27 protein-coding genes and 1 other annotated feature are annotated in these 26,155 nt (G+C 44.7%); of the genes, 24 read left to right on the forward strand and 3 right to left on the reverse strand.

Features of this window, described 5'->3' with window-relative positions; all coding sequences use genetic code 11:
* The first annotated feature begins 98 nt into the window (after positions 1 to 98).
* The 17 genes from rpmG to WSWS_RS00770 all read left to right on the forward strand — a co-directional run bounded on the left by rpmG (position 99) and on the right by WSWS_RS00770 (position 14,226).
* Positions 99 to 248, forward strand: a complete 150-nt coding sequence (gene rpmG / locus WSWS_RS00690; RefSeq protein ID WP_070229460.1) for a 50S ribosomal protein L33 — start codon at positions 99 to 101, stop codon at positions 246 to 248.
* Between the two features lie 16 nt (positions 249 to 264).
* Positions 265 to 435, forward strand: a complete 171-nt coding sequence (gene secE, locus WSWS_RS00695) for a preprotein translocase subunit SecE (RefSeq protein ID WP_070229461.1) — start codon at positions 265 to 267, stop codon at positions 433 to 435.
* A 97-nt stretch (positions 436 to 532) separates the two neighbouring features.
* Positions 533 to 1,099: a transcription termination/antitermination protein NusG gene (gene nusG, locus WSWS_RS00700; protein ID WP_070229462.1), complete on the forward strand. Its 567-nt coding sequence runs from the start codon at positions 533 to 535 to the stop codon at positions 1,097 to 1,099.
* Between the two features lie 176 nt (positions 1,100 to 1,275).
* Positions 1,276 to 1,701 carry a 50S ribosomal protein L11 gene (gene rplK / locus WSWS_RS00705; RefSeq protein ID WP_070229463.1) on the forward strand — a complete coding sequence of 142 codons (426 nt, stop codon included), beginning with the start codon at positions 1,276 to 1,278 and terminating at the stop codon, positions 1,699 to 1,701.
* 132 nt (positions 1,702 to 1,833) lie between these two features.
* Positions 1,834 to 2,526 (forward strand): 50S ribosomal protein L1, encoded by a 693-nt coding sequence (rplA, locus tag WSWS_RS00710; RefSeq protein WP_070229464.1) that lies wholly within the window; start codon positions 1,834 to 1,836, stop codon positions 2,524 to 2,526.
* A 500-nt stretch (positions 2,527 to 3,026) separates the two neighbouring features.
* The gene (locus tag WSWS_RS00715; protein ID WP_237342593.1) at positions 3,027 to 3,584 is read left to right on the forward strand and encodes a GAF domain-containing protein; all 558 of its coding nucleotides are present in this window, start codon (positions 3,027 to 3,029) and stop codon (positions 3,582 to 3,584) included.
* 84 nt (positions 3,585 to 3,668) lie between these two features.
* Entirely contained in the window at positions 3,669 to 5,018 is a 1,350-nt protein-coding gene (locus WSWS_RS00720; RefSeq protein ID WP_070229465.1) for a dihydrolipoyl dehydrogenase family protein, read from the forward strand.
* 73 nt (positions 5,019 to 5,091) lie between these two features.
* On the forward strand, positions 5,092 to 6,045 hold the full coding sequence (locus WSWS_RS00725) for an aldo/keto reductase (RefSeq protein ID WP_070229466.1): 954 nt from the start codon (positions 5,092 to 5,094) through the stop codon (positions 6,043 to 6,045).
* Positions 6,046 to 6,184: 139 nt separating this feature from the next.
* Positions 6,185 to 6,445 carry a hypothetical protein gene (locus WSWS_RS00730; protein WP_070229467.1) on the forward strand — a complete coding sequence of 87 codons (261 nt, stop codon included), beginning with the start codon at positions 6,185 to 6,187 and terminating at the stop codon, positions 6,443 to 6,445.
* A gap of 43 nt (positions 6,446 to 6,488) precedes the next feature.
* Positions 6,489 to 6,620 (forward strand) — a sequence feature (ribosomal protein L10 leader region).
* Positions 6,621 to 6,646: 26 nt separating this feature from the next.
* Complete coding sequence (rplJ, locus tag WSWS_RS00735) at positions 6,647 to 7,153, forward strand: 50S ribosomal protein L10 (RefSeq protein ID WP_070229468.1); 507 nt, start codon at positions 6,647 to 6,649, stop codon at positions 7,151 to 7,153.
* 90 nt (positions 7,154 to 7,243) lie between these two features.
* Positions 7,244 to 7,609: a 50S ribosomal protein L7/L12 gene (gene rplL / locus WSWS_RS00740; RefSeq protein WP_070229469.1), complete on the forward strand. Its 366-nt coding sequence runs from the start codon at positions 7,244 to 7,246 to the stop codon at positions 7,607 to 7,609.
* A gap of 180 nt (positions 7,610 to 7,789) precedes the next feature.
* Positions 7,790 to 8,605 carry a peptide-methionine (S)-S-oxide reductase MsrA gene (gene msrA, locus WSWS_RS00745; protein WP_070229470.1) on the forward strand — a complete coding sequence of 272 codons (816 nt, stop codon included), beginning with the start codon at positions 7,790 to 7,792 and terminating at the stop codon, positions 8,603 to 8,605.
* 148 nt (positions 8,606 to 8,753) lie between these two features.
* Positions 8,754 to 10,235: a 6-phospho-beta-glucosidase gene (locus tag WSWS_RS00750; protein ID WP_070229471.1), complete on the forward strand. Its 1,482-nt coding sequence runs from the start codon at positions 8,754 to 8,756 to the stop codon at positions 10,233 to 10,235.
* 226 nt (positions 10,236 to 10,461) lie between these two features.
* Entirely contained in the window at positions 10,462 to 11,775 is a 1,314-nt protein-coding gene (locus WSWS_RS00755) for a PTS sugar transporter subunit IIC (RefSeq protein ID WP_070229472.1), read from the forward strand.
* A gap of 109 nt (positions 11,776 to 11,884) precedes the next feature.
* Positions 11,885 to 12,202: a PTS sugar transporter subunit IIB gene (locus WSWS_RS00760; protein WP_070229473.1), complete on the forward strand. Its 318-nt coding sequence runs from the start codon at positions 11,885 to 11,887 to the stop codon at positions 12,200 to 12,202.
* Between the two features lie 186 nt (positions 12,203 to 12,388).
* Positions 12,389 to 12,715 (forward strand): PTS lactose/cellobiose transporter subunit IIA, encoded by a 327-nt coding sequence (locus WSWS_RS00765; protein WP_070230790.1) that lies wholly within the window; start codon positions 12,389 to 12,391, stop codon positions 12,713 to 12,715.
* Positions 12,712 to 14,226 (forward strand): 6-phospho-beta-glucosidase, encoded by a 1,515-nt coding sequence (locus tag WSWS_RS00770; protein WP_070229474.1) that lies wholly within the window; start codon positions 12,712 to 12,714, stop codon positions 14,224 to 14,226. Before WSWS_RS00765 ends, WSWS_RS00770 begins: the two co-directional genes overlap by 4 nt.
* 89 nt (positions 14,227 to 14,315) lie before the next feature.
* Here the strand turns inward: WSWS_RS00770 and ribB are convergent, their stop codons facing one another.
* The gene (gene ribB, locus WSWS_RS00775; RefSeq protein WP_070229475.1) at positions 14,316 to 14,957 is read right to left on the reverse strand and encodes a 3,4-dihydroxy-2-butanone-4-phosphate synthase; all 642 of its coding nucleotides are present in this window, start codon (positions 14,955 to 14,957) and stop codon (positions 14,316 to 14,318) included.
* Between the two features lie 294 nt (positions 14,958 to 15,251).
* Between ribB and alr the strand changes: the two genes are divergently transcribed.
* Together alr and WSWS_RS00785 are read left to right on the forward strand one after the other, a co-directional pair.
* Positions 15,252 to 16,748: an alanine racemase gene (gene alr / locus WSWS_RS00780; RefSeq protein ID WP_114981283.1), complete on the forward strand. Its 1,497-nt coding sequence runs from the start codon at positions 15,252 to 15,254 to the stop codon at positions 16,746 to 16,748.
* Between the two features lie 45 nt (positions 16,749 to 16,793).
* Entirely contained in the window at positions 16,794 to 17,156 is a 363-nt protein-coding gene (locus WSWS_RS00785) for a type II toxin-antitoxin system PemK/MazF family toxin (RefSeq protein WP_070229476.1), read from the forward strand.
* 76 nt (positions 17,157 to 17,232) lie between these two features.
* Here WSWS_RS00785 and WSWS_RS00790 read toward each other — a convergent pair whose 3' ends face one another.
* Positions 17,233 to 18,420, reverse strand: coding sequence for an MFS transporter (locus tag WSWS_RS00790; RefSeq protein ID WP_114981281.1), 1,188 nt, complete (start codon positions 18,418 to 18,420; stop codon positions 17,233 to 17,235).
* Positions 18,421 to 18,506: 86 nt separating this feature from the next.
* Positions 18,507 to 19,019, reverse strand: a complete 513-nt coding sequence (locus tag WSWS_RS00795; RefSeq protein WP_070229478.1) for a transcription repressor NadR — start codon at positions 19,017 to 19,019, stop codon at positions 18,507 to 18,509.
* A 155-nt stretch (positions 19,020 to 19,174) separates the two neighbouring features.
* Between WSWS_RS00795 and WSWS_RS00800 the strand changes: the two genes are divergently transcribed.
* From WSWS_RS00800 to WSWS_RS00820, 5 genes are all read left to right on the forward strand, one after another.
* Complete coding sequence (locus WSWS_RS00800; RefSeq protein WP_070229479.1) at positions 19,175 to 20,551, forward strand: dihydrolipoyl dehydrogenase family protein; 1,377 nt, start codon at positions 19,175 to 19,177, stop codon at positions 20,549 to 20,551.
* 109 nt (positions 20,552 to 20,660) lie between these two features.
* Positions 20,661 to 22,973: an RNA polymerase recycling motor HelD gene (gene helD / locus WSWS_RS00805; protein WP_070229480.1), complete on the forward strand. Its 2,313-nt coding sequence runs from the start codon at positions 20,661 to 20,663 to the stop codon at positions 22,971 to 22,973.
* A 73-nt stretch (positions 22,974 to 23,046) separates the two neighbouring features.
* Entirely contained in the window at positions 23,047 to 24,063 is a 1,017-nt protein-coding gene (gene trpS, locus WSWS_RS00810; RefSeq protein WP_070229481.1) for a tryptophan--tRNA ligase, read from the forward strand.
* A 3-nt stretch (positions 24,064 to 24,066) separates the two neighbouring features.
* Positions 24,067 to 24,999 (forward strand): Ppx/GppA phosphatase family protein, encoded by a 933-nt coding sequence (locus WSWS_RS00815; RefSeq protein WP_070229482.1) that lies wholly within the window; start codon positions 24,067 to 24,069, stop codon positions 24,997 to 24,999.
* Positions 25,000 to 25,144: 145 nt separating this feature from the next.
* Positions 25,145 to 26,143 (forward strand): D-2-hydroxyacid dehydrogenase, encoded by a 999-nt coding sequence (locus tag WSWS_RS00820; RefSeq protein WP_070229483.1) that lies wholly within the window; start codon positions 25,145 to 25,147, stop codon positions 26,141 to 26,143.
* Positions 26,144 to 26,155 lie beyond the last annotated feature (12 nt).

Below are 26,155 nucleotides of genomic sequence, written 5' to 3' on the forward strand. Positions count from 1 at the left end.
CATGATGGGTTAAAATACTGCAGACTGGTTGAAACAGCGGGCGTATGATACACTATATCTCAGTTAGATTAGACAGCAGTCTAAGTGAGGAGAACAAAATGGCAGTTAAAAAAGTTTCCTTGGCTTGTACGATTTGTGGTACACGTAATTATATGATTGCCAAGAAGGCTGATCGTACGGTCCGCCTTGAAGTAAAAAAGTTCTGCAAGATTTGTGGCAAGCACACGCTACACAAAGAGAGTATGTAAGGTAGGTAAGGGTAAAATGAAGTTCTTGAGCAGCGTCGTTGACGAAATGCATAAGGTTACATGGCCAACATTGTCACAAAATATTCGTGACACGGCCATTGTTTTGACAACATCATTGATCTTTGCTTTATTGTTTGGTGCGGCCGATTGGGTGTTCGAACAAGGGATTACATGGTTGTCTAAGTAGTTTTTTTAGATTATAATTGCCATATAGAGAAGCGAAATAAAGCCCCCAACTGTGGGGGTTTTTAATTTACATTTTTTCAAAAAAACGGGAGGCCATCATGGTTGAGTCAATTGATAAGCAATGGTACGTTTTGCACACGTACTCTGGATACGAAAATAAGGTTAAGCAAAACCTTGAGTCACGTATCGAAACAATGAACATGCAAAACTTCATTTACCGTGTGATTGTGCCTGAACAAGAAGTTGCTGTCGAAAAAGACGGTAAAACTAAGATTGTTAAGGAAAATGAATTTCCTGGCTATGCTTTGGTTGAGATGGTCATGACAGACGAAGCTTGGTATGTCGTTCGTAACACCCCAGGCGTAACTGGTTTCTTGGGTTCCCACGGTGGTGGATCAAAGCCAGTTTCTTTGACACCAGAAGAAGCCGATGATTTCTTGCGTAAGTTTGGTAACCCAGATGAAGAGCCTATCAAGAAGCCTAAGGTTTTGGATGCTGAAGTTGGGGAGACCGTTGAAATTATTGCGGGATCGTTCATTGGTATGCAAGGACCAATCACTGAAATTGATAACACTAAGGCTGAATTGACTGTCTTGGTTGACTTCCTTGGCCGTGAAACACCAACTACTTTGGAGTTCGGTGACGTCAAGCCATTGTTGAGTTAATTTAAGAAGCAAAACAATTTCTGATAAGCCAGCGGTTTTTGTTTATATGGAATATTTACTTGAATAATTGATGGTTGAATGTTAATATATTCAAGTATGCCGTGGTGACACGTATATGTGGGAGGCGGAAATCGAAACTCGCCATTTATACCACAAGCACGAAGGAGGAAACAATCGTGGCTAAGAAAGTTTCAAGTATTGTTAAGTTGCAGATTCCAGCCGGAAAGGCTACACCTGCACCTCCAGTTGGTCCTGCTTTGGGACAAGCTGGTGTTAACATCATGGGATTTGCTAAGGAGTTTAACGCTCGTACTGCAGATCAAGGTGGTCTATTGATCCCTGTTGTTATTACTGTGTATGAAGATCGTTCATTCACCTTCATCACTAAGACTCCTCCAGCAGCTGTTCTTTTAAAGAAGGCCGCTGGTATCGAGAAGGGTTCAGGAGAGCCTAACACTAAGAAGGTAGCAACTGTTACTGCCGCTCAAGTGAAGGAAATCGCTGAAACTAAGATGCAAGATCTAAACGCAGCTGATGTTGAAGCAGCTGTTCGCATGATCGAAGGTACTGCACGTTCAATGGGATTCGTTGTGGAAGGATAATTAATTGAGCTTTAGCTCTTTTAATATTTTTCACCGTTCCGAACGTTACTGTCGGATCGCATAGGAAACTAAGCATGATCAAGCGGGAGATTATTAATCGTTTGACCGCATTTGCAAGGAGGAATAGCTACCATGGCTAAGAAGTATGGTAAGAAGTATTTAGCAGCCGCTGAAAAGGTTGACCGTGAGAAGTTGTACACGGTTGATGAAGCAGCTGCGTTGGTAAAGGATATCGACTTTGCCAAGTTTGACTCAACTGTTGAAATTGCTTTCAATTTGAACGTTGATACTCGTCAAGCTGATCAACAATTACGTGGGGCCGTTGTTTTGCCTAACGGAACTGGTAAGGATCAAACTGTTGTTGTTTTCGCTCAAGGTGATAAGGCTAAGGAAGCCGAAGCAGCTGGTGCTGACGTTGTTGGTGCTGCTGATTTGGTTCAACGTATCGCTGATGGTTGGATGGATTTCGACGTTGCCATTGCAACGCCTGACATGATGGCGCAAGTTGGTCGTGTTGGTCGTGCCTTGGGACCTAAGGGATTGATGCCTAACCCTAAGACTGGAACTGTTACTTTCGACGTTGCTAAGGCCGTTGAAGAATCAAAGTCTGGAAAGGTTACTTACCGTACAGACCGTGATGGTAACGTTGCTGTACCAGTTGGTAAGGTTTCATTTGATGCTGACAAGCTTGTTGGTAACATCAAGTCAATTGCTGACGTTGTTATTAAGGCACGTCCAGCAGCCGTTAAGGGAACTTACGTAAAGCACATTTCAATTGCTTCTACATTTGGACCTTCAATCAACATCGATATTACTTCATTGTAATTAAATCAAAGAGTGTGCATCTCGGTGCGCACTCTTTTTTGCATGCTTGGTCAAATTGAAATCGACGCAGCACGCCGGGCCGATCAGCTGGGGTACCTGCAGCGATGACAAAAAATAACAGGGATTGCGCGAAAATAGTTGACTTGTTTTATGAAAGTGAGTAAACTCATAGTCAATCATTAAATAAATCAAATTTTTACGAATGAGAAGAGTAGATAAATTACCAATGCACAGAGAGTAACGTCGAATGAGAAGTTACCATTGGGATTTATTGAAGATGAACTCAGAGCAATGAATGTGGTGCAAGCTGTATTCACGGGTGGAACCGTTACCTTCCTGTCGGTTGCTGGTCTATTACTCGCAATCTGATTGAGGCACAGTAATTGTGCGAACAAGGGTGGTACCACGGTTTTACATCGTCCCTGGATAATTTTTTATCCAGGGACTTTTTTGATTTATGTGATAAATCTTTGCAATAAATAATAATGAGGTATAACAGTATGGCAACATTTGATTGGTCAAAAGACCCCCAATGGGCATTGAATCCGGCACAAAACGGTGGGGTAACACTGGCCGAAACAGAACTTGAAACACTAAACAACACCCCCCTAATCAGTCGTTTGCTCACAACGCAAATTCACGGTGAGGAATCAGAAGCGTTTGCGCTGGCCAACTATGCCAATGCTGCAGCTATCCTGTTTGAAAATCTCAAGGCGGTTAACTGGGCCGGCTTCTACTTCTATGATGAAAAGGTAGATGAACTCATTTTAGGACCATTCTTGGGTAAGCCAGCGGTGGTGCGCATTAAGCCTGGGGCTGGGGTAGTCGGTAAGACTTTTGACAGCCAACAGACGACGGTTGTTGGTGACGTACATGCGTTTTCTGGGCACATCGCCTGCGACCCCGCCTCAAATGCGGAAATCGTGGTCCCTATTACCCGTGCAGATGGTACCAAGCTGGGCGTGTTAGATATCGATTCAACCGCCTTTAATCGCTTTGGTGGTAAGGATGTCGCTGACTTGGAAGACTTCGTCAAGACCCTAGTGGCCTTTGTATAATTAATAATGAGCTGAAAATAGTATAATTAAGCCAAGCCCAGAACTTCTGGACTTGGCTTAATTACTTTAGAAATGGGGAGTATTATGACTGAAACAAAACATTATGATGTGGCAATTATCGGTGCTGGACCAGCTGGCTTGGCTGCGGCCGATGATGTCAAGCGGGCTGGTAAGTCAGTGGTCGTCATTGAAAAATATTTGTGGGGTGGTACTTGCCCTAATTATGGCTGTGATCCCAAGAAGATTCTGTTGGCCGGTATTGAAGCCAAGGAATCCTTTGATTTTTTGGCCGGGGATGGGTTACTTGGTGACGTTAAGATTGAATGGCCAGCATTGATGGCGCGTAAGACGCACTTTACCGAATCAATCCCTGAGCGGACGCAATCACAACTTGAGAGTGTTGGGATTACTACCTTGTATGGTCCAGCGCATTTCATTAATAAAGATACAGTCGTCGTTCATGGTGTGGCTGGCGACCTCGAGGTCCAAGCAACCGACTGGGTTGTGTCAGTTGGTCAACGGCCAGCCACGTTGGACATTCCAGGAGCTGAGTTAAGTATTGATTCAGAAGCATTCTTAAGCTTGCCAGAGATGCCACAACACGTCACCATTGTTGGTGGTGGGTACATTGCGATTGAATTCGCTGGGATTGCCGCTGGTGCGGGGGCTGAAGTCACCTTGATTATCCGTGATTCTGAATTGTTAAAGGATTTTGATTCGCAATACGTTGATATCTTGACCAAAGAGTTGGAGAAGCGGGGGATTAAGTTTTATTACAATACTGAAGTGACCGCAATCACAGAAAATGCTGACAAATCATTAACACTTGATCTATCTTTCGGGCAACCATTAACAACTGATTTAGTTGTTTTGGCAATTGGCCGGGTTGGTAATAGTGATACGTTGGCCTTGGAAAATGCGGGTGTGGAGACGGATCGGCGCGGTATTAATGTCGATAACTTCCTACGTACGGATAATCCGCACATCTACGCTGCAGGTGACGTGGCTAATACACCAGTACCACGCATTACCACGGCTGGCTATTTTGAGGCTCGGTATGCCGTTTCGGTTATTTTGGGACAAACAGACCAACCAATTCGTTATCCAGCAATTCCCGTCGTCGTCTATGCAACGCCAAAGTTAGCGACGGTGGGTGTTCCTACTGAAATTGCAGCTAATTACGGCTACACAGTTACTGAACTAGATATGACGAGTTGGTTTAGCTATTACCGTACTGGTGAACCCGTGGCGCGCACCAAGGTTGTCTTAGATGCACAAAAGCATTTGGTCGGGGCGACTGTGTTGGGTAGTCACGCTGATGAATTGATTAACTACTTTACTGAGGCCATCAATAACGGTGATGGTTATCAAGAAATCCGTGACCGCTTGTACGCCTATCCAACCATTGCGTCTGATTTGGAATACTTCTTCTAAATATTGGAAACGTTTTCATTGTCATGTGATAGCGGTATACTAGATGTAATTCACAGACAAAGAGGACAAGTTAATGAAACAAGTACGTTTAGGAAATACGGATACGTTCGTCCCAGCTGTTGCTGTCGGTGTGATGCGGCTTGGCGATAAGCCAGCGGCCCAGGCACAAGCTGTCGTTGAGAACGCATTGGCGCACGATGTAAATTTCTTTGATACTGCTGATATCTATGCACAAGGTCGTAGTTCAATTAAATTAGGACAGGCATTGCAAGATGCTGGGGTCGAACGTGATAAGATTTTTATTCAGTCAAAAGGTGGCATTATTTTGGCGAATGGACAGGTTGATGGGGATGGCTGGCAAGGACCACGTTATGACTTTTCAAAGTCACATCTGATTGCTGCGGCTGAGGCAGAACTCAAGCGTTTGCAAACCGATTACCTAGATGTCTTCTTGTTACATCGGCCAGATACTTTGATGGATCCAGAACAGGTCGCAGCGGCCTTTCGTGAATTAAAGGATGCTGGCAAGGTCAAACACTTTGGGGTCTCAAACATGAACCCCTGGCAAGTTGAGCTGGTCCAAGCAGCCCTTGATGAACAGTTAGTGGCTAATCAGTTACAATTTGGCATCATGCACACTGGTATGATTGATGCCGACTTACATGTGAACATGACCGATGCGGCCGCGACTAATCGTGACGGTGGCATCTTGGCCTATTCACGAGTAAAGCACATGACGATTCAAGCCTGGTCACCATTCCAATATGGTGTCTTCCAGGGACCGTTTATCGACAATCCAGAATTTGCCGATGTGAATGCTAAGTTGCAAGACTTAGCTGATAAATACGGCGTTACTAAGAACACCATTGCGGTGGCCTTTATCACCAAACATCCAGCTAATATGCAAGTTGTCATCGGTTCAATGACGGTTGACCGTGCGGCTGAAATGATGGCCATTGACGGATTTGAGTTAACCAATCAAGAATGGTACGATATTTATCTTGCTGCGGGTAATCTTTTACCGTAAACAATCCACTGAGCAAAGTCGATGCTTAAATTGACTTTGCTCAGTTTTTTTGTAGGTTGTTCCAATTCCCATGACCGCTGCTTTAAGTCTAAACTAAGCGCATGCTTTTAAACTATAAGCAGAATTGGAGGAAATTGCGATGCAAGAGAAATTAAAAAAGCAACCTTGGTTACAATACACGACATTATTGATGGCCACATTATCACTAGCCTTCAGTATTATTGCCGTCTTTCATCCTTTCGGTTTAGGCGCCACCCAGACGGCCAATAATACAAATATGCCATCTAACAGTACTAATTCGAATTTTGGTGGTGGCTTCCAAGGTGGTCCTGGTGGGAATTCAAGTAGTAGCAGCAGTAGCAGCAGCTCGAGTTCAACGGATGATGGCACCACAAGTTAAATTAGTAGTTGACGCAATGCGATGAAGCATGTAGTATAGACTAAGTAATAAACAGATTCTACCTAAGACGCCGGTGGTCATTTGACCTTAATATCCTGCCGAGGAAGTGTTAAAAAGAGCTTTATGCTCCTTTGGACCCTCGGCACGATTGTGTCGAGGGTTCTTAGTTAGAATCAAATCTACGAAGGAGGAATTATTACCATGAGTGAAGCAACTATTGCTTTGAAGGCAGAACAAGTTACTGTCGTTTCTGATAAGTTCAAGAATTCTGCATCATCTGTTATCGCTGACTTGCGTGGATTAACTGTTGAACAAGCAACTAATTTACGTAAGGCTTTGCGTGAAGAAGGTGTTGAATTGAAGGTTATCAAGAACAAGATCTTGTCACGCGCTGCAGACGCTGCAGAATTGTCAGACTTGAACGACTTGTTCGTTGGTCCTTCAGCCGTTGCATTTTCAGCTGACGATGCCATCGCACCTTCTCGTGTTTTGAAGAAGTTTGCCGATGAAATCGAAGCCTTGGAAATCAAGGGTGGTGTTATCGATGGTAAGGTTGTCGACGTTGAGCAAATCAACAAGTACGCTGCCTTGCCTGATAAGGATGGTTTGTTGTCAATGTTGCTATCAACATTGCAAGCACCTGTCCGCAACTTTGCTTATGCAGTTAAGGCTGTATCTGAAGCAAAGGAAGAAGCAGCTGAAGCCTAAGTTTTACTTAGGTGTTCGACTACTTTCGGGCTTTGTCCCACAACAATAAAAATTAGCCGATATGGCAACTATTAGAGGAGATTAATTATCATGGCATTTGATAAGGATTCAATCATCGCTTCATTGAAGGAAGCAACGATTTTGGACTTGGCTGACTTGGTTTCAGCTATTGAAGAAGAATTTGGTGTTTCAGCTGCTGCCCCTGTTGCAGTTGCTGGTGCCGCTGCTGGTGCAGAAGCTGCTCAAACTGAATTCGATGTTGAATTGACTTCAGTTGGAAACGCTAAGGTTCAAGTTATCAAGGCAGTTCGTGAAGTAACTGGTTTGGGATTGAAGGAAGCTAAGGCATTGGTTGACAACGCACCTTCAAACGTTAAGGAAGGTATCTCAGAAGACGAAGCTAACGAATTGAAGGCTAAGTTGGAAGAGACTGGAGCATCAATTACTGTTAAGTAATTTGATTGTGCTAGTTTGAGTCAGTAATGACTTATTAAAACCGCTATATCGGCATTGGCTGATATAGCGGTTTTTTTGTGGCCGATAGTCAGAAGGTAGGTGCTGATCACAAAAGTTGATTGCTTATTTAGTTTATTGTAGTACGCTAAGAGCAAACAACTTATAGAAAGTAGGTACTATATGGATCAGCAAGTAATTTTAGCACAGTTGTATAATCTAATCTTGAATCCAGCGACGCGCGATTTTGAACGAGCTAACTTATTGGTGGCGAAGCAAGCTTTGGAAGCCAGTCAGCGCTTGGGTGGTGTGTTAGACAAACTCATCGGCGATTTACGTCCGCTTGGCGCACGCGGGAATCTAACCCCTGATGTCATGGACTTCTATTTAATGATTACGGGAGCAGCGCCAGTGGTAACGGCAAACAAAGTTACGGCCGAACACGCGGAACATTTGCAAACCGCGATCTTTGCAGGGGGATGCTTTTGGTGTCTGGTGGAGCCATTTGATACACAACCAGGAATTATTTCAGTGACATCAGGTTACACTGGCGGAACAACTGCCAATCCGACCTATGACCAAGTCCTTGTGGGTAATACTGGGCATGTTGAAGCTGTGGCCATCGTTTATGATCCCGCAGTGAAGTCTTACCAAGACTTGGTCGCTACTTTCTGGCAATTGACCGATCCAACCGATGCGGATGGTCAATTCTTGGACCGGGGTCCCCAGTACCAATCGGTGATTTTTTACACCAATGACGCACAGCATGCAATTGCTGAAGATAGTAAACAAGCATTGATTGAATCTAATCAATATGACAAACCAATTGTGACGAAAGTATTGGCCGCAACGACTTTTTATCCAGCTGAAAATTTTCATCAGGATTTCTATAAGAAATTTCCTAAGCGTGTTAAAGCGATGGATCGTGCCCGGCATCAGTTACAACAGATGCAACGCATTCGGGTCGCTGGTAAACGGCTGTTAAAGTTGCGTAAGTAAATAGATCCGGTGACCGTCGATTTTTTTAGTCGATGGTCTTTTTGTGAAGGAACAACGAACATTTAAAAAACCAATGGCGCCGTGTCATTTAAAGTGTTAAAATGGAAGCGTTTTCACGAATTGAATTATCCAAAAGGGGGATGAATACATGGCGAAGAGTTATCAACTACCAGAGAATTTTTTGTGGGGTGGTGCCATTGCAGCGCATCAAGCAGAAGGTTATTGGGATGCCGACGGTAAGGGCACATCCATCGCGGATATTTTGACGGCGGGCTCAGCGACAGAGCGGCGACGCATTACTGATGGGGTCGTGGCTGGTGAAAATTATCCTAATCATCATGGTATTTACTTCTATAAAACCTATAAAGAAGATTTAGAGTTGATGGCCGAGATGGGCTTCAAGGCCTTCCGTACTTCGATTGCTTGGACTCGTATTTTCCCAAATGGGGATGATGCTGAACCAAATGAAGCTGGGTTGCAATTTTATGATGATTTATTCGATGAAATGCGCCGTTTGCACATCGAACCAGTCATTACCTTGAATCACTTCGAAATGCCCTATCATTTGGTCACTGAATATGGTGGTTGGACAAATCGAAAGTTAATTGATCTCTTTGAGAATTACGCTAGTACAGTGATGGAACGCTACAAGGATAAGGTGACGTATTGGATTGTCCATAACGAAATTGCTAACCAAGCAGCAATGGCCATGGGCGATACCACCGATCAATTTTTGATCTGGACGAATTCCGGGTTAAAGTTCCCAGAGGGTACCACCTTTGCAGAACGTATGCCTAAAATGTTCCAAGCTGGGCATAATGAACTAGTCGCCTCAGCACGTGTGGTCATCAATGGTAAAAAAATTAATCCTAATTTTCAAATCGGTGCCATGCTAAATTGTGACGTCATGTACCCAGCCTCGATGAAACCAGCTGATCAATTGGCGGTACAAAAAGCCCGTCAAATGCGCGATTGGTTTAGTGATGTGCACATTCGTGGTGAATATCCGGCTGATATTGAGGCCCTTTTGGCCCGCCATAACTGGCGGACAGATGTGAGTGAGCAAGACTTCGAAGAACTTAAAACTGGAACCGTAGACTACCTATCAATGTCCTACTATGCCTCACATGTGGTGAAGGCAGCTGAAGGTAAGACGCCGAGTTTGGATGACCCAACTTCAATTGAAGTTACTGACAATAACACGATCAAAGCGTCAGATTGGGGTTGGTTGATCGATCCAGAAGGTTTCCGTTACACCTTGAACGAGCTTAACGATTTGTATCCACATCTGCCAATCATGGTCGTGGAGAATGGCTTTGGTGCCTATGATGATGTCGTTGAAGAGGATGGGGTCAAGAAGATTCATGATCCATACCGAATTGCCTATTTGCGCGAGCATATTCGGGCAATGGAAGAGGCTATCATTGAAGATGGTATCCCAGTCATCGGTTATCTGTCATGGGGCCCAATTGATATCGTTTCCGCTGGTACTGGTGAAATGAAGAAGCGGTATGGCTACATCTATGTTGATTTGGATGATTTTGGTGAAGGATCAGGCGAACGTTATAAGAAAGATTCGTTCGACTGGTATCAAAAAGTGATTCAATCACAAGGGCAATCACTTGATTAATGATCAGTGAGCCGAAATGTAAGCGTTTGAATTTAGTTAATTAAATGATATTTATGAGAATTCATGGATAAATAAATTTAATTTATTAAATGAAAGCGTTTACATTTTTTTATTTAGGGACTATACTTGACTTATAAATCAAATACGATATTTATAAATCAAATATAAAATTTACAAATAAGATTTGATTTTTATATTTTAAGTATACTTTTTAGGAGAAATTGTTATGAATACATTCATTAATGAGAAGTTGTTACCTCCAGTAATGAAATTCGTAAACACGAAGGCGATTACCGCGATTAAGAATGGTATGCTTTATCCCATTCCATTTATCGTTATTGGAGCTATTTTCTTGATTTTGAGTTCTTTCCCTTATACGCCCATCGCGAATTATTTGAGCGATATCGGTTTGAGCCCAATCTTTGCCCAAGCTAATAATGCGTCATTCGGAATTATGGCCTTCTTCGCGGTTTTCGGTATCGCCTACTCGTGGGTGCATGATGAAGGATACGATGCCGTACCAGCTGGAATGTTGGCCGTAGTTGTTGACATCTTGTTGCAACCTGACACGGTTAAGTCAGTGACCAATATTGCTGACCCAACCAAGGTTTCAACTGCTTGGCAAGCCTCAGGTGTTATCGATAAGGCTTGGCTTGGTGGTAAGGGCATGATTGTTGCCATCCTAGTTGGTTTGTTTGTTGGGTGGTCATACTCATGGTTCTTGAAGAGGAACATTACAATTAAGATGCCTGAACAGGTACCTGCAAATGTCGCAGCATCGTTTACGGCTCTGATTCCAGGTGCAGCGATTGTCACTGTTGCTACGATTATCTATGGGATCTTCAAGTTGGGCTTCCAAACTACGATTGTCGAGTGGATTTACACGGTGATCCAAACACCATTGCAACATGCTACTGATGGACCATTGGGAGTGGTTGTAGTTGCGTTTATTCCAGTATTCTTGTGGTTCTTCGGTGTCCACGGTGCTACCATCGTTGGTGGTATTATGACCCCATTGTTGTTGGCTAATAATGCAGATAACTTGGCCTTGTACAAGGCTGGAAACTTAGATGTAGCACATGGTGCCCACATTGTGACGCAGGCCTTTATGGATCAATTTATCACGGTAACTGGTTCAGGAATGACGATTGGGTTAGTTATCTTTATGTTGATTCGGGCACGTTCGGTACAAATGAAGACCTTGGGTAAGTTGGAAATTGTACCGGCGTTGTTCAATATTAACGAGCCAATTCTCTTTGGATTACCATTAGTTTTGAATCCATTGATGGCAGTGCCGTTCATCTTGGCCCCATTGGTTTCAGGATTCTTGACATACGGCGCGATTGCATTAGGTGTGATTGCCCCATTTAACGGCTTGTATGTTCCTTGGACGACACCAGCCATTATCTCAGGATTGATTGTTGGTGGTTGGCAAGGTGCGCTGTGGCAAGGCTTGATGCTGGTAGTCACGGGACTATTGTACTGGCCGTTTGCTATGAAGTACGACAAGGTCTTGCAAGATCAAGAAGCAGCGTCATAAGTAGCGTGTAATTATTTTAAACATAAATGTAAGCGTTTACAGTTTCGACAAAATGGTTTACACTGTATCTGTAAAAGAAAATTATTGAGATTCAATTGGAGATAAAGTCATGGTAGAAAAGACAATTATGTTAGCATGTGCGGCAGGTATGTCGACATCAATGTTAGTAAAGCGTATGCAAGATGCAGCCGCAGCTTCTGGTAAGGATTATGAAATTTTTGCGAAGTCAACATCTGATATCGATGATCAGTTGAAGAACCATAAGCCAGATGTTATCTTGCTTGGTCCTCAAGTTTCATACCTTAAGGCTGAAGTACAAAAGAAGACGGATGCTGCTGGTGTACCAATGGATGTCATCAACATGATGGATTACGGCATGATGAAGGGTGAAAATGTTCTAAAGACAGCCGAAGCTTTGATGGCCTAGTCAGTAGAATACTTTCAAATAAAGTAACGGAAATGGGGGTAGCGGGAAATGTTCATGCATTCTCCGTTACCCTTTTCCATTTAAACTCAAAATAAATAATAGTAGGTGATAATCATGGATTTGGATGCATTGCAAACACAAGTGGCTGAATTGACAGCTAAAATGGAAAAATTAGAAGAAAACCCAATGGGTGACGACGAGCGCATGCAAGTTGTGATGGGCTTGATCATGCATGGTGGTTCAATTAAGGGCTTTGCCTTACAGGCCATTAAGGCTGCTCGTGAAGGTGATTTTGCCCAGGCTGATGATTTCCTGGCGCAATCGGCTGACGAAGCCAAAAGTGCCCATGATGCACAAACGTCGATGCTGACGGCTGCGGCACAAGGTGAAAAAGTTGCAATTGATATCTATATGGTTCATGCACAGGACCATGTGATGACTGGTCTGGCAACCCGTGATTTAGCAGTTGAAATGGTTGCCTTGTATAAGAAGTTAGCGGAGACAGCATCATGACAAAAGAAAGTTACCGGATGCCAGATGGATTTCTTTGGGGGGCTGCAAATGCGGCACACCAATTTGAAGGTGCGTGGGATGTCGATGGTAAGGGGATTTCAATTGCTGATGTCATGTTGGCCGGCACAAAGCCTTGGTTAAATGGCCAAGCACCGGCAAAATATGCCAACGCAACCGCCGCCGGTTTGGCAACGAAGCATCGCTTAGTGACTGATCAAGTTGAAGAAGGTGGTAATTACCCCAATCATCGGGGCATTGACTTCTACCATACCTATCCAGAAGATTTTGCATTGATGAAAGAAATGGGGATGAACGCCTTCCGTACATCCATCGCATGGACCCGTATTTTTCCGAATGGGGATGAGGCTGAACCTAATGAGGCTGGGTTAGCCTACTATGATCGGTTCTTTGACAAGATGTTGGCATTGGGTATCGAACCCGTTGTGACTTTAAATCATTTTGAAATGCCTTATCATTTGGTGACGGAGTATGGTGGTTGGCGGAACCGTAAACTCATTGATTTTTTTACTAAGTATACGCGGGTTGTATTGGAACGTTATGGTGATAGGGTGTCATATTGGATGACGCATAATGAGATTAACAACCAGGCGCAATATTTCAGCGATCATCTCATGTTGCAGAATTCTGGGTTAAAAGATTATGACGAGAGTGATGCAGAAGAACTAATGTATCTGGCATCACATCATGAGTTAGTGGCAAGTGCCTTGGCAGTGAAGATTGCTCACGAAGTAAAAGAAAAAGTGGGCAATCCTAAGTTGCAAATGGCTAATATGATTGCCATGAATCCAATTTATCCCCATACTTCTAACCCAGCGGATCAAATGGCGGCTTATCGTGCAATGGAACAAACCTATTGGTGGGGTGATGTGGCTGCACGCGGTGAGTATCCAAAGTGGCTGTTAAATTATTTTGAACATCACAATTTTAAGATCGATATTACTGAAGAAGACAAGCAAATTTTAGCTGAAAATACTGTTGATTATGTTGCTTTCTCATACTATATGAGTAATGTCATCGGGGCCGATGATAATCCATGGATTGATTTCCGGCTGGATAAGAATCATTTTGACAACGAGTTCTTGGAAAAGTCAGATTGGGGCTGGCAAATCGATCCAGTCGGTCTACGATGGGCCTTGAACTGGATGTATGATCGTTGGGACAAAGAAATGATGATTGTTGAAAATGGCTTTGGTGCCTATGATCAATTAGAGTCTGATAACAGCATTCATGATGATTACCGGATTAAGTATCACCAAGATCATGTACTGAATATGGAACGGGCGGTGGTCATTGATGGTATTCCAGTGATGGGTTACTTGCCATGGTCAGGCATTGATATGATTTCTGCTTCAACTGGGGAAATGCTGAAGCGCTATGGCTTCATCTTTGTTGATTTGGATGACGCCGGTCAGGGCAGCGGCAAGCGTTATAAGAAGGATTCATATTACTGGTACCAAAAGTTAGTTCATTCAAATGGGACTGAGTTATAATCGGGGCCACTTAAACTAGATCGACACAATAAAAAACGGTAATTCAGAGGGGTGAATTACCGTTTTTTCTATGTCGTTAAATTTAAATATTAGGCGTGCACCAAATCATGGGCGTCCATGTATGCAGTAATTTGATCGATTGTAATAAATGGGGCGTTGATTTCTTCTGATAATTCGAAAAGATCATCACGACGTGCCATCGTACCGTCGGCCTTCAAAACTTCAATAATGACGGCAGCTTCGGCTGAACCAGCCAACTTTGCCAAATCAACAGCAGCCTCGGTGTGGCCGATACGATCACGCAAGCCATGTTCTTTGGCAATCAAAGGTTGGATGTGACCAGGACGGTTGAAATCACTTTCAACAGCTGAAGCCTTAGCAATTTGACTAATTGTGGCAGCGCGATCAAAAGCTGAAACACCGGTAGTAACACCAGTTGCAGCTAGTGTACCATCAACTGTAAATGTAAATGGTGTTTGGTGAGGATCGGTTGAAAACTCCACCATGTCGTGGAATCCTAGACGTTCAGCAACGGCTGGGCTCACTGGCACACACATCAATCCAGCAGCGGTCTTCAACATGCTGTAAACCAATTCTGGCTTAATGTTTTCTGCCAAGGCCACCAAGTCACCCTCGTTTTCACGAGATTCGTCATCGGCAAGCAAGATTGCGCCACCATTCTTCAAAATTTCCAATGCATCTTCAACAGTATCAAATTGGGTCTTAGCCATCGTGATATTCCTTCTCCTTTTGTAAACCATGTAGTAACGTAGCGATTGATATTAATTATACGAACTTAAAGTAACAAGTCAACCCTATTGTTAATATAAATACGAACTAAAGTAAATTTTATGTACTTAACTCTTGTTTAATACGAACAATTGTATTTTGGCAAGGCTGTGCTTATGTATTTAAATCATAGCATTATTAGCGGCTGATACAATCGTTAAAACTGAGAAGATTTATAATGCGGTATTTATAACAGCAAATAGTATAATAATATTTATATTTGGAGGAACTAGTGGATGATTTTTGGAACGGGGATTGATGCGCAAGAGATTTCAGCGGTGCAAAAGTTAGTTGAACGACGGCCACGGTTTGTGGATGTGATTTTAACCGCGAACGAGCGAGCAGTTTTTGATGAACGCAAAGGAAAACATCAGTGGGAATATTTAGCTGGTCGTTTTTCTCTCAAAGAAGCTTACAGTAAAGCCATTGGAACCGGAATTGGTTCGGCGGTTCATTGGCATGACTTAGAGACAGATTATACAGCACAAGGTGCGCCAGTATTGGTAAAGCACCCCTATGATAAGCAGTATCAGGCACATATTTCGATTTCACATACAGGTGATTCGGTACATACATCAGTCATTTTAGAAGATATGGCTTCACTAACCCAGCCGGTGAGTAGTCACCGACCTGCTTGGTTAGAGATTTCGGCGAGTGCCTTGGCGCACAATGTGGCTTACATCAAGGAATTAGCACATGCGGAGCGCTTTATGGCGGTTGTCAAAGCGAACGCCTATGGCCATGGGTTACCAGAAATTGTGACGGTGGCATTGGCCGCGCAAGTTGACGGGTTTGCCGTGGCGACCCTAGACGAAGGGGTGTGGTTGCGTCATTTTGGCGTAACCTTACCAATTTATATTTTAGGTGTGACACCGGCTAACCAAGCTAACATCTTAGCAGATCAGCAGTTAACCGCGATTGTGCCGTCTTTGAACTGGCTCAATGAGGCTTTAGCGGCACTAACCGTTGCCCAGAAATTACCCGTTTCAATTGGCGTTGATACGGGGATGGGGCGTATCGGGATTCGCGATGAAGCTGAATTGTTGGCAACTGTGCAAACGCTTCAGGCGGCGGTTGATAAGGTTGACTTTCAGGCAATCGGGATGCACTTTGCGACGGCCGATGGTGCTGGCAGCGACCAGGCCTATTTTGAAAAGCAAATGGCACGTTGGCATGCATTAGTAGATCCCCTGGATTTACCAGCAACCGTGATTAAACATCAAGCCAATTCAGCGTCAGCTCTGTGGCATGATCAAGTGATTGCACATGATATGGTGCGTGTTGGTGCCGGTATGTATGGCTTCGATGCTTCTTCAGGCGTCTTAGAAGCGCGGGCGACCCAACCGGTCCTTTCGCTCAAAGCTGAATTGGTCCATGTGAAGCAAGTCGCCGCGGGTGAGTCAATTTCGTATGGCGCAACTTACACAACCACTGAACCAACCTGGATTGGTACGGTGCCTGTTGGGTATGCCGATGGGTACGCACGGCTGCTACAAGGAGCGGATGTCCTCTTGCCAGATGGTCAACGAGCTCCCATCATTGGTCGGGTGACGATGGATCAATTATTGATTGCATTACCGACTGAATATCCGGTTGGGACCGTGATCACGTTAATCGGCCAAGTTGGTCAGGAAGAAATTACCTTGGTTGACCTGGCAGATCGATTGGCCACAATTCCCTATGAAGTCGCCACGGGCTTGTCACCACGGTTACCACGTCGTATAGTAAATTAAACACATAGAACAAGAAGGGATGTCACTTTTAAGTGAACACATATCATGGACAATAAGACGAAAATTAGTCGTGGGGATATCTTTTTCGCAGACCTTTCACCAGTGATTGGCTCTGAACAAGGAGGGCAGCGGCCAGTGGTAATCGTGCAAAACGACGTGGGGAATACACATTCACCAACGACGATTGTGATGCCAATTACAGCTAAACTAACGAAGCCAAAGTTACCGACCCATATTGGCCTGCCAGCCGAATATGAGGAGACGGGCATTCAACGGGATTCGGTGATTTTGGCTGAACAAATCCGGACCGTTGATAAAAAACGCATCCAAGATAAGATCGGACGCGTACCGGATACGTTGATCCCCAAAATCGATCAAGCATTGGTCATTTCATTGGGTCTGGTATAAACTAGCACTCGATTAAGATAAAATTCATATGGCATCAAAAAGGATCTATCACATCAGTGACAGATCCTTTTTGATGTTAATCAATATCGGTACCAATGGTTTCGTGGCCCAAAGTCAAAATGGCAATGATCGCAATAATGACAGCGAGCCCAAAAATACCAAAAATGAGTTCAAATGAGTAACCGTGTGCTAAGAAAATACCGAGGAGCAATGGCCCCAAGATACCACCAAGACGACCGAATGCTTCGGCGGCACCATTAGCCGTGGCCCGTACTTGGGTAGGATATAATTCGGGGGTGTAGGCATATAGCGCACCCCAAGCACCTAAGTTAAAGAATGACAGCAGCATCCCCGCAATCAGAATTAACGTGATGTTTGATGCAAATCCAAAGGCAACGGAGCTCAACGCCGTCCCAAATAAGAAAGTTGTCAAGACCGCTTTACGGCCCCATTTTTCGATTAACCAGGCGGCTGTGAAATAGCCGGGCAGCTGGGCCAAAGTCATGATCACCACGTAGCCAAAACTATTGACCATGCTAAAGCCCTTTTCGACGAGGACTGATGGCAGCCAGAGGAAGATGCCATAGTATGAAAACATGACCATGAACCAAACAATCCAAAGCATCGTGGTTTGACGACGGTAGAGCCGACTAAAAATCAGCCGATAGCGTTCGCCAATGCTGGGCTTTTTTACGATGTTGGCTTCAGCGATCGTGTTGGCCGGTACATGGCGACGAATCACCAAACCATAGAAGGCTGCCATGGCCGTAATTAACAATGTAATCCGCCAACCAAAATTGGGAATGACAAAGTAAGAAAGTAAACTGGCTACTAACCAGCCGACCGCCCAGAAACTTTCAAGGAGCACGATAGTTCGCGCCCGGGTGTTGGCGGGGACGTTTTCCGCGACCAACGTTGAAGCAACTGGTAACTCACCACCCAAACCAAGGCCAATAAAGAAACGTAATACTAAGAAAATAGCATACCCTGTTGCGAAGGCGGATAAACCAGAGGCAATTGAAAAAATCAGTAATGTAAAGATTAGAATGGGTTTACGCCCCTTTTGGTCCGCTAAAGCACCAAAAGTTAGGGCACCGAGGGCCAAACCGATTGAATTGACTGAGCCAATCCAACCCACTTGTACTTGAGACAAGCCCCATTCTTGTTTAACAGCAACGAGCAGAAAAGATAAGAGACCGACATCCATGGCATCAAATAGCCAGGCGAGTCCGGTCACAGTTAGTAATTTATTAGTACGACTCATCATACCCCTCCTCAATATTACGCTGGGGTGTCTTGACACCTTAGCGTATGCGAAGAGTATAGCGATTTAGGGGGTGTCTTGTCAACCTAATTTTCGAACAAGAAGCCAATTTCACGTAATTTTACCCGGGCATTCTGGAGCTCAGCGGCATGATTGTAGGTCACGCGATGCATATGAATGCCATTCGTTAACGCTGACAACGGTTGGCTATTTGTACGTGATAATTGGTAAACAAATTGTTTGACATCCCCAATGGATGCAATGGATAATTCGCCCCGTAAGAGACCATAGAGTGGATGTTCAACTTGGACATCAGTCACAGTTAAGCCAGTTTCAACCATGATTGTTAATTCTGGTTCGATCTCTTCAAAGGTGTGCTGCATCACTAAAATTGTTTCATGGGTGAACGCTTTAGCATACTGGTAACCTTGTGGAGTGGCAATAATTTGGTCACCCGTGGCCCGAATTAAAGCAATATCGCCGACAATGGTCTGGCGTGAAACACCAAATTGTTGGGCAAATGTATTTGCGCTAATGGTGGGGGTTTCTGGATTGGATAGCGCTGCCCGAATGGCAGCTTGGCGTTCAAGACTAGTCATCATTTGTCCTCCTTTATTTTAGTAGGTTGCACTTGTTTAAAATTGTTATATACATAATAATACCTTTTTTCAGGGTAACTTTATACTCATCTCAGATTGACTGTATCAGGTATAATAAGATAACGACAGTGATGTCATTCCATAAGGAGGAGACTATGACAGAACATTTTGAGGTTGGTGTCATTGGGGCTGGTCCCGCGGGTCTATCCGTGGCGCATCCAATGCAAGCAGCCGGTAAAAGTACGGTGATTATCGAAGAATACCTTTGGGGAGGCACCTGCCCAAATTACGGTTGCGATCCTAAAAAAGTGCTGCTAGCAGCGGTTGAAGCTAAAGAACGCGCCGAGTGGATGAAGGGGTTCGGTCTGCGGGGACATGAAGAAATTGATTGGCATGCCTTAATGGCCCACAAAAATGCCTACACTGACCCGGTTCCAGCGCGGAAAGTGATGAATTTGGATGAAACTGGCGTTGCGCACCGTTATGGGCATGCGTTCTTTGTCGACGCCCATACGATTGATGTCAATGGTCAACGGATCACTGCTGATACATGGGTCATCGCTACCGGTGCCCGGCCAGCTCGTTTAACAGACGTGCCCGGGGAAGCCTACTTATTTGATAATGAAGGTTTCTTGAATCTGGCTGATATGCCGGATGAAATCGCCCTGATTGGTAGTGGTTTTATTGCTGTCGAATTTGCGAATATTGCGGCCGCCGCTGGTGCTAAGGTGCATTTGATTGCCCATAAGCACCACCTGCTCCATGAATTTGACCAAGACTTGACCCAAGATATCATCCGGCAACTCGAGGCCAAAGGGGTGCGTATCGAATGGGATTTTGAAACGGTCGAGGTGACTAAGCAGTCCAATACCGAGTATACCGTTATTGCTGCGGACGGCCGGACCGTCACAGTTAATCGTGCCTTCGTGGCGATCGGTCGGGTAGGCAATACTGATCGGTTGAATCTCGCCGCTGCGGGTGTCGAACTGGGACACAATGGCATCAAGGTCGGTAAGGATTTGCGGACGAATGTCCCGCATATCTTTGCGGTCGGCGACGTCGCAGATTCACCAGTGGCCAAATTAACGTCAACGGGGGCCTTTGAAGCCCGTTATGTGGCGGGTTTGTTGAACGGCACTGAACCAGCGGAGCTCAGCTACCCAGCTGTACCAGTTATGGTATATGGTTCACCAAAATTAGGCACGGTGGGGATGAGTGCCGAAGAAGCTGCTCGCCAGGGTTATGCAGTGGAAGAATTTGATATGACCAACTGGTTAGAGTACTGGCGTTTGAAGGAACCTGTTGCCAAAGCCAAGGTTATTTTTGATCACGAAGGGTATATCGTGGGTGCGACTGTCCTATCAGGTAGTGCTGATGAATTGATTAATTATTTCACAGTGGCCATTAATACCAAACAAGATAAGCAAGCTATTAAGCATAACTTGTATGCTTACCCATCACTTGGTTCAGATATGAGTTTCTACTATTCAGGATCAAATGATGCGACCGCCTTTGGGGGCCATGCCTTCTAACGCAGCGTGCAGATTAATAAATTAAGGCAACATCGGACTGACTCAACTAAGGTTGGGTCAGTTTTTTGCCGTATAATAGAATCAAAAGACAAGAGAACGGAGCACGACCATGGATAATGAATTAATCAGTGAGCAAGCCCGTTTAGATGATGTGGTCGTTGAAATTGAGCAACAGATTGTGGCGGCTAATGAGGCCCATGCGGCAGCGCATAGTGAAACACGTGCCGTTGAAGGAAACTACGCCGCGAATACTTCAATTAACACCCTTGAAGTCGATGATGCCATGGAAACAAATGCCGAAATTCAACAGCAACGAAATATTGTCGCTCGGGTCAACGAAACCGAAGCCATCGCCCGGCAAAAAGTCGCAACACTGACAACTTTACGTCAGGCACCATATTTTGGCCGGATTGACATTGATGAGGCTGGTGATCAAGACACTTTATACATTGGCTTGGCATCGTTGCAGGACGATCAGGGTGAGTTCTTAATCTATGATTGGCGGGCGCCGATTAGTGGTATTTACTATAACGGGACGTTGGGGGATGTGACCTATCCGACACCTATCGGGGAGATGCACGCGGAATTATTAAAGAAACGCCAGTATACGATCGCCAACGATCAGATTGTCAACATGTTTGACACGAATGAAACTGTCGGTGATGAGTTGTTGCAGTATGCTCTCGGCCAGCAAAATGATACGACGATGCGCAATATTGTGGCCACCATTCAACAAGAGCAAAATGCGATTATTCGTGATACGAAGAGTGACTTGCTCGTCGTGCAGGGGGTCGCTGGCTCGGGCAAGACATCAGCGATTTTACAACGCATTGCCTTTTTACTCTTCCACGCTCGTGAAAACTTGAATAGTGATCAAATTGTGCTCTTCTCACCGAACCGGTTATTTTCGAGTTACATCGCGGACGTCTTGCCTTCGTTAGGTGAACGCAACATGCGGCAGGTAACATTAGCTGAGTTTATCAGCGCACGTTTAGAAGGATTGACCGTGCAGACTCTCTTTGACCGGTATGAACAAGGTCAGACGGACGCTTTGCAAGTAGCGCTGTTGATCCGCGCTAAGCTGGAAGATGCCACCATCATGCAACGGTTGCTGGCATATCGGGATACCTTAACGGTCAGTGACATTGCGTTTGATAACATTTATTATCAAAATCAAACTTACTTTACTGCCAGTGAAATTCAGACGATTTTTGCCGGCTTTAGCACGCAATTTAGCATTAAAGAACGGCTCCAAATGACGCAAAAAGCGCTTCAAAAACAATTAGCTAAACGGATTGAAGCATCGTTGGATTTAGATTGGGTCCAAGAAGGGTTAGATAATTTAACGGACTTAGAATTTCAAACTTTGCTCGGCTCAGATTATGAAGAGGATCTGGCGGATGAGGAAAATATGAATGATTTGCTGCAATCAGCCGCCCATAAGTATGTGGCCCGAGAACTGCAAGCAGTCGATGATGCCATCTATAATAACCACTATTTTGACATTTATCGCCAATATGCTGACTTTTTGCAGTGGCTAGGGCGGCAAGACGCCGAGTTGGCAGATTTATGGCAAGCGAAGCGTGATCGGTTTATGTGGGCGTTGGAGTTACATCAAATCGATTTAGAAGATGCGGTGCCCTTGATGTATCTACGTGATCTGATGACAAATGGTGGGACGAATTCGCAAATGATGTATGTCTTTGTGGATGAAATGCAAGATTATTCGATGGCGCAGCTATTATATCTCAAGCACGCCTTTCCGATGGCTAAATTTACGGTTTTGGGGGATGCTGAACAGGCGCTGTTCCGTCCAGTGGAGGCACCGACAGTCCTCTTGCAAAAATACAGTGAAGCCTTTACGGCCAAACGCCCCAATATGGTTATCTTGAATAAAGCCTACCGCTCAACGCAAGAAATTATGAATTTTGCCAAGGCCTTGTTGCCGGATGGTGATCAAATCATTGCTTTTACACGACATGGTGCTTTACCGCAAATGGTGCTCAGTGATCCACAAAAAATTGGGCAGGATTTACAGGGCATCGTGCACCAGTTACATGAGCAATATGGGACGGTTGCTGTACTGACCAAAACACAGGCACAAGCCGAGGTAGCGATGCGTCACTTACGGTCGTCTAAGTTAGCGGTGCAACTGCTCCATGCTAATGACCGTAAACGCACGGCGCCCATTTTGGTGATGCCCATTTATTTGGCTAAAGGGCTCGAATTTGATGCCGTGATTGGGTATGACGTGTCACAAACCAACTACCCAGATCACCTAGCAACGGGCTTGTTGTATACCTTGGCATCACGAGCGATGCATGCGTTGGCATTGATTAGCATTGATGGCACGCTGCCACGACTGATTGAAGCCGTCGCCGAAACCGTCCAGATTGTTGAATCCCCGGCGATCCTAACTTGAACGTCCCTCGGAAAACCCGTACAATGATAATTGTCAAAATTAAGTAGGCTTCGGCTTAGAAAGTGTATGAAAAATGAGCGAAAAGAAAGTGTTGTTAACGGGTGACCGTCCAACTGGTAAACTACATATTGGACATTACGTCGGTTCATTGAAAAATCGGGTAGCCATGCAAAATGCTGGTACGTACGATCCATATATTATGATTGCCGACAAGCAAGCCTTTACGGATAATGCACGGGATCCTGAAAAAATCCACAATTCACTGTTAGAAGTAGCTTTGGACTACTTGGCAGTGGGTATTGATCCAGCGAAGTCAACGATTTTTGTGCAAACAGCGGTACCAGAATTATCTGAGTTAACGGAATATTTTTTGAATCTAGTTTCCGTTGCGCGCTTGCAACGCAATCCAACAGTTAAAACTGAAATTCAACAAAAAGGGTTTGGTGAATCAATCCCAGCTGGTTTTTTTGTCTATCCAGTGTCACAAGCAGCGGACATTGCCTTGTTCAAGGGGCAAGTGGTGCCGGTTGGTGAAGACCAAGAGCCCATGCTAGAACAGACACGTGAAATTGTGCGGACTTTTAACCGTTACTACAACACCGATATCTTGGTTGAACCAGAAGGCGTATTCCCACCAAAGGGTCAGGGACGGATTCCTGGGCTTGATGGGGTTAAAATGTCAAAGTCATTGGGTAATGCCATCTATTTGAGTGATACAGAAGATGACTTGTGGCAAAAGATCAAGTCAATGTACACTGACCCAGCGCACATTCGTGTGGAGGATCCAGGGCATATTGAAGGTAACATGGTCTTCACCTACTTGGACATTTTCGATACCGATACTGAAAAAGTTGCCGCATTAAAGGCCCAATATCAGGCTGGTGGTTTGGGTGACATGAAGATTAAGAAGTACTTGTTTGAAGTATTGAATAACGAATTGCAGCCAATCCGTGAGCGTCGTGCGGAATTTGCTCAAGATCGTGAAGGGGTTTTGCAGATGCTAAAGGATGGGTCAGAAAAGGCCCGTGCAGAAGCACAAAAGACGATGCATGCAGTACGTGAGGCGATGGGAATCGCTTATTGGGGATAAGCTATGAGTTATTTAGCAGTCATTGACCTAGGGTCGAATTCGACCCGCATGGTTGTGGAAGAGTTTACTGAAGAAGGCAATATCAAGGAGCTGGTGCGGCGCAAGTTGGACACGCGCTTGGCTGAGGGGATGGATGATAACCTCAGCGCCTTAACTGAAGTGGCGATGCAACGGGTGATTGACGCCCTCTTAGAGTTTCAAAAGGATTATCAACAGTTTGCAGATATTGAGGTCATGGGAATCGCGACCGCAGCCGTGCGTGAGGCGACGAATCAAGCTGATTTTGTGGACCGGGTCTTCGCCGCGGTCGGAGTTGAGCTGCGCGTATTGACCGGTGACCAAGAAGCATATTATGACTACCTTGGTGCGGTCTCAGCGTTAGATTTTTCGGATGCTTGGTTACTCGATACCGGCGGCGCAAGTGTCGAATTAGTTGGGATTGAAGAGCGTATGGCGGCAAATTTCATCAGTTTGCCCTTCGGCGCGGTCAACCTATCGGAAAAATTCCACTTGAATAAAGCGGGTGTCTTGGGTGCCGATCAGATCGCAGCAGCTAGTCAATATGTCTCCGAGCAATATAGCCATTTACCTTGGTTAGATGGGGATCATGATGATTTGCCAATTATTTTATTAGGTGGTGCTAATCGTTCATTGGCACGGCTTGATCGTGTCCAACATGGCCTGTCAGCTGACGCCGATTTTCATGGCTATGAAATGGAGGCTGCGACCGTGTTGGCAACCTTTAACGAGATGGCGCAGATGAGTTTAGCTGAGCGGGCAACGCTAATGGGACCGGAAGCCAATCGTGCGGACATCATGATTAGCGGTTTGTTACCGATTGTGAATTTAATTGAGCGTACTAAATCACCAAAGGTTGTCTTTTCATCTTCAGGTGTGCGTGAAGGTATTTTACGTGAGTATCAAATGAGTTTATAGCAAGGTCACATGAGAGGTAGTGATACCTCTCTTTTTTTGCCGGTGAATGTTGAAGACTGTATTCAAAGAAGATCCTGAAAAATCGCGACCGAAATACGTTAAAATAGAAGATGACAATGAATGAACGACACACAAGGAGTTTTCCATGAAAATTTATGTAACGAATGTTCGTGAAGATGAAGTGCAATTTATTAATGCATGGCAAGAAGCGCATGGAGAACATGAAGTTGCCTACACAACTGACATGTTAACCCTAGAAACGATTCAAAAATTAGATGGCTTTGATGCCGTTAATATTTTGCAATTGAACCAGATTTCAACGGATGTCTTTGGCGCCTTAGCTAATAAAGGCATCCACATTATGAATTTACGGAATGTCGGGATTGATAATTTGGATTTGGCTGCGGCCAAGGAGTTTGGCTTTCAAGTATCAAATGTCCCTAGTTATTCACCTAACGCGATTGCAGAACATGCGGTGATGTTGATGATGCGGGCCTTGCGCCGGACGCCTGAATCAGATGCACGAATTGCCGCCCATGATTTTCGTTGGGCCCCAACCATTGCCCGTGAATTAAGGATGCAAACCGTCGGTGTCATTGGTACTGGTCGTATCGGTCGGGTGGTGATTGACATCTTGCAAGGCTTTGGTGCGAAGGTGATCGTGTATGATTTACACCGCAGCAACGCTGATCTTGAGGCCCAGGGCCTGTATGTTGATACGTTAGATGAATTATATGCCCAGGCTGATATCATCACGTTGCATATGCCAGAAACGGCAGCCAATCATCATATAATTAATGCAGCAACGCTGGCCAAGATGCGCCCTCGGACGATTTTAGTGAATGTCTCACGGGGTGGCTTAGTTGATGTTGACGCTGTCTTAACAGCACTAGCCGACGGCAAATTAGCATTTTACGCCTTGGATACCTATGAAGGTGAATTTGGGATATTCAATGCCGATTGGCGCGATAAAAAATTGCCTGATGCCCGCTTGGAGCAGTTGCTAGCACGACCAGATGTATTAGTCACACCGCACATTGCATTCTACACCGAAACGGCGGTCTCAGAAATGGTTAATCAATCATTAGATGCCGGTGTCGCCTTTTATAATGGCGAATTACCAAGTCAAAACGTTGAATTATAAGTCTTGGAACAG

The sequence above is a fragment of the Weissella soli genome (genome assembly GCF_001761545.1).
Classification (GTDB): Bacteria; Bacillota; Bacilli; order Lactobacillales; family Lactobacillaceae; genus Weissella; species Weissella soli.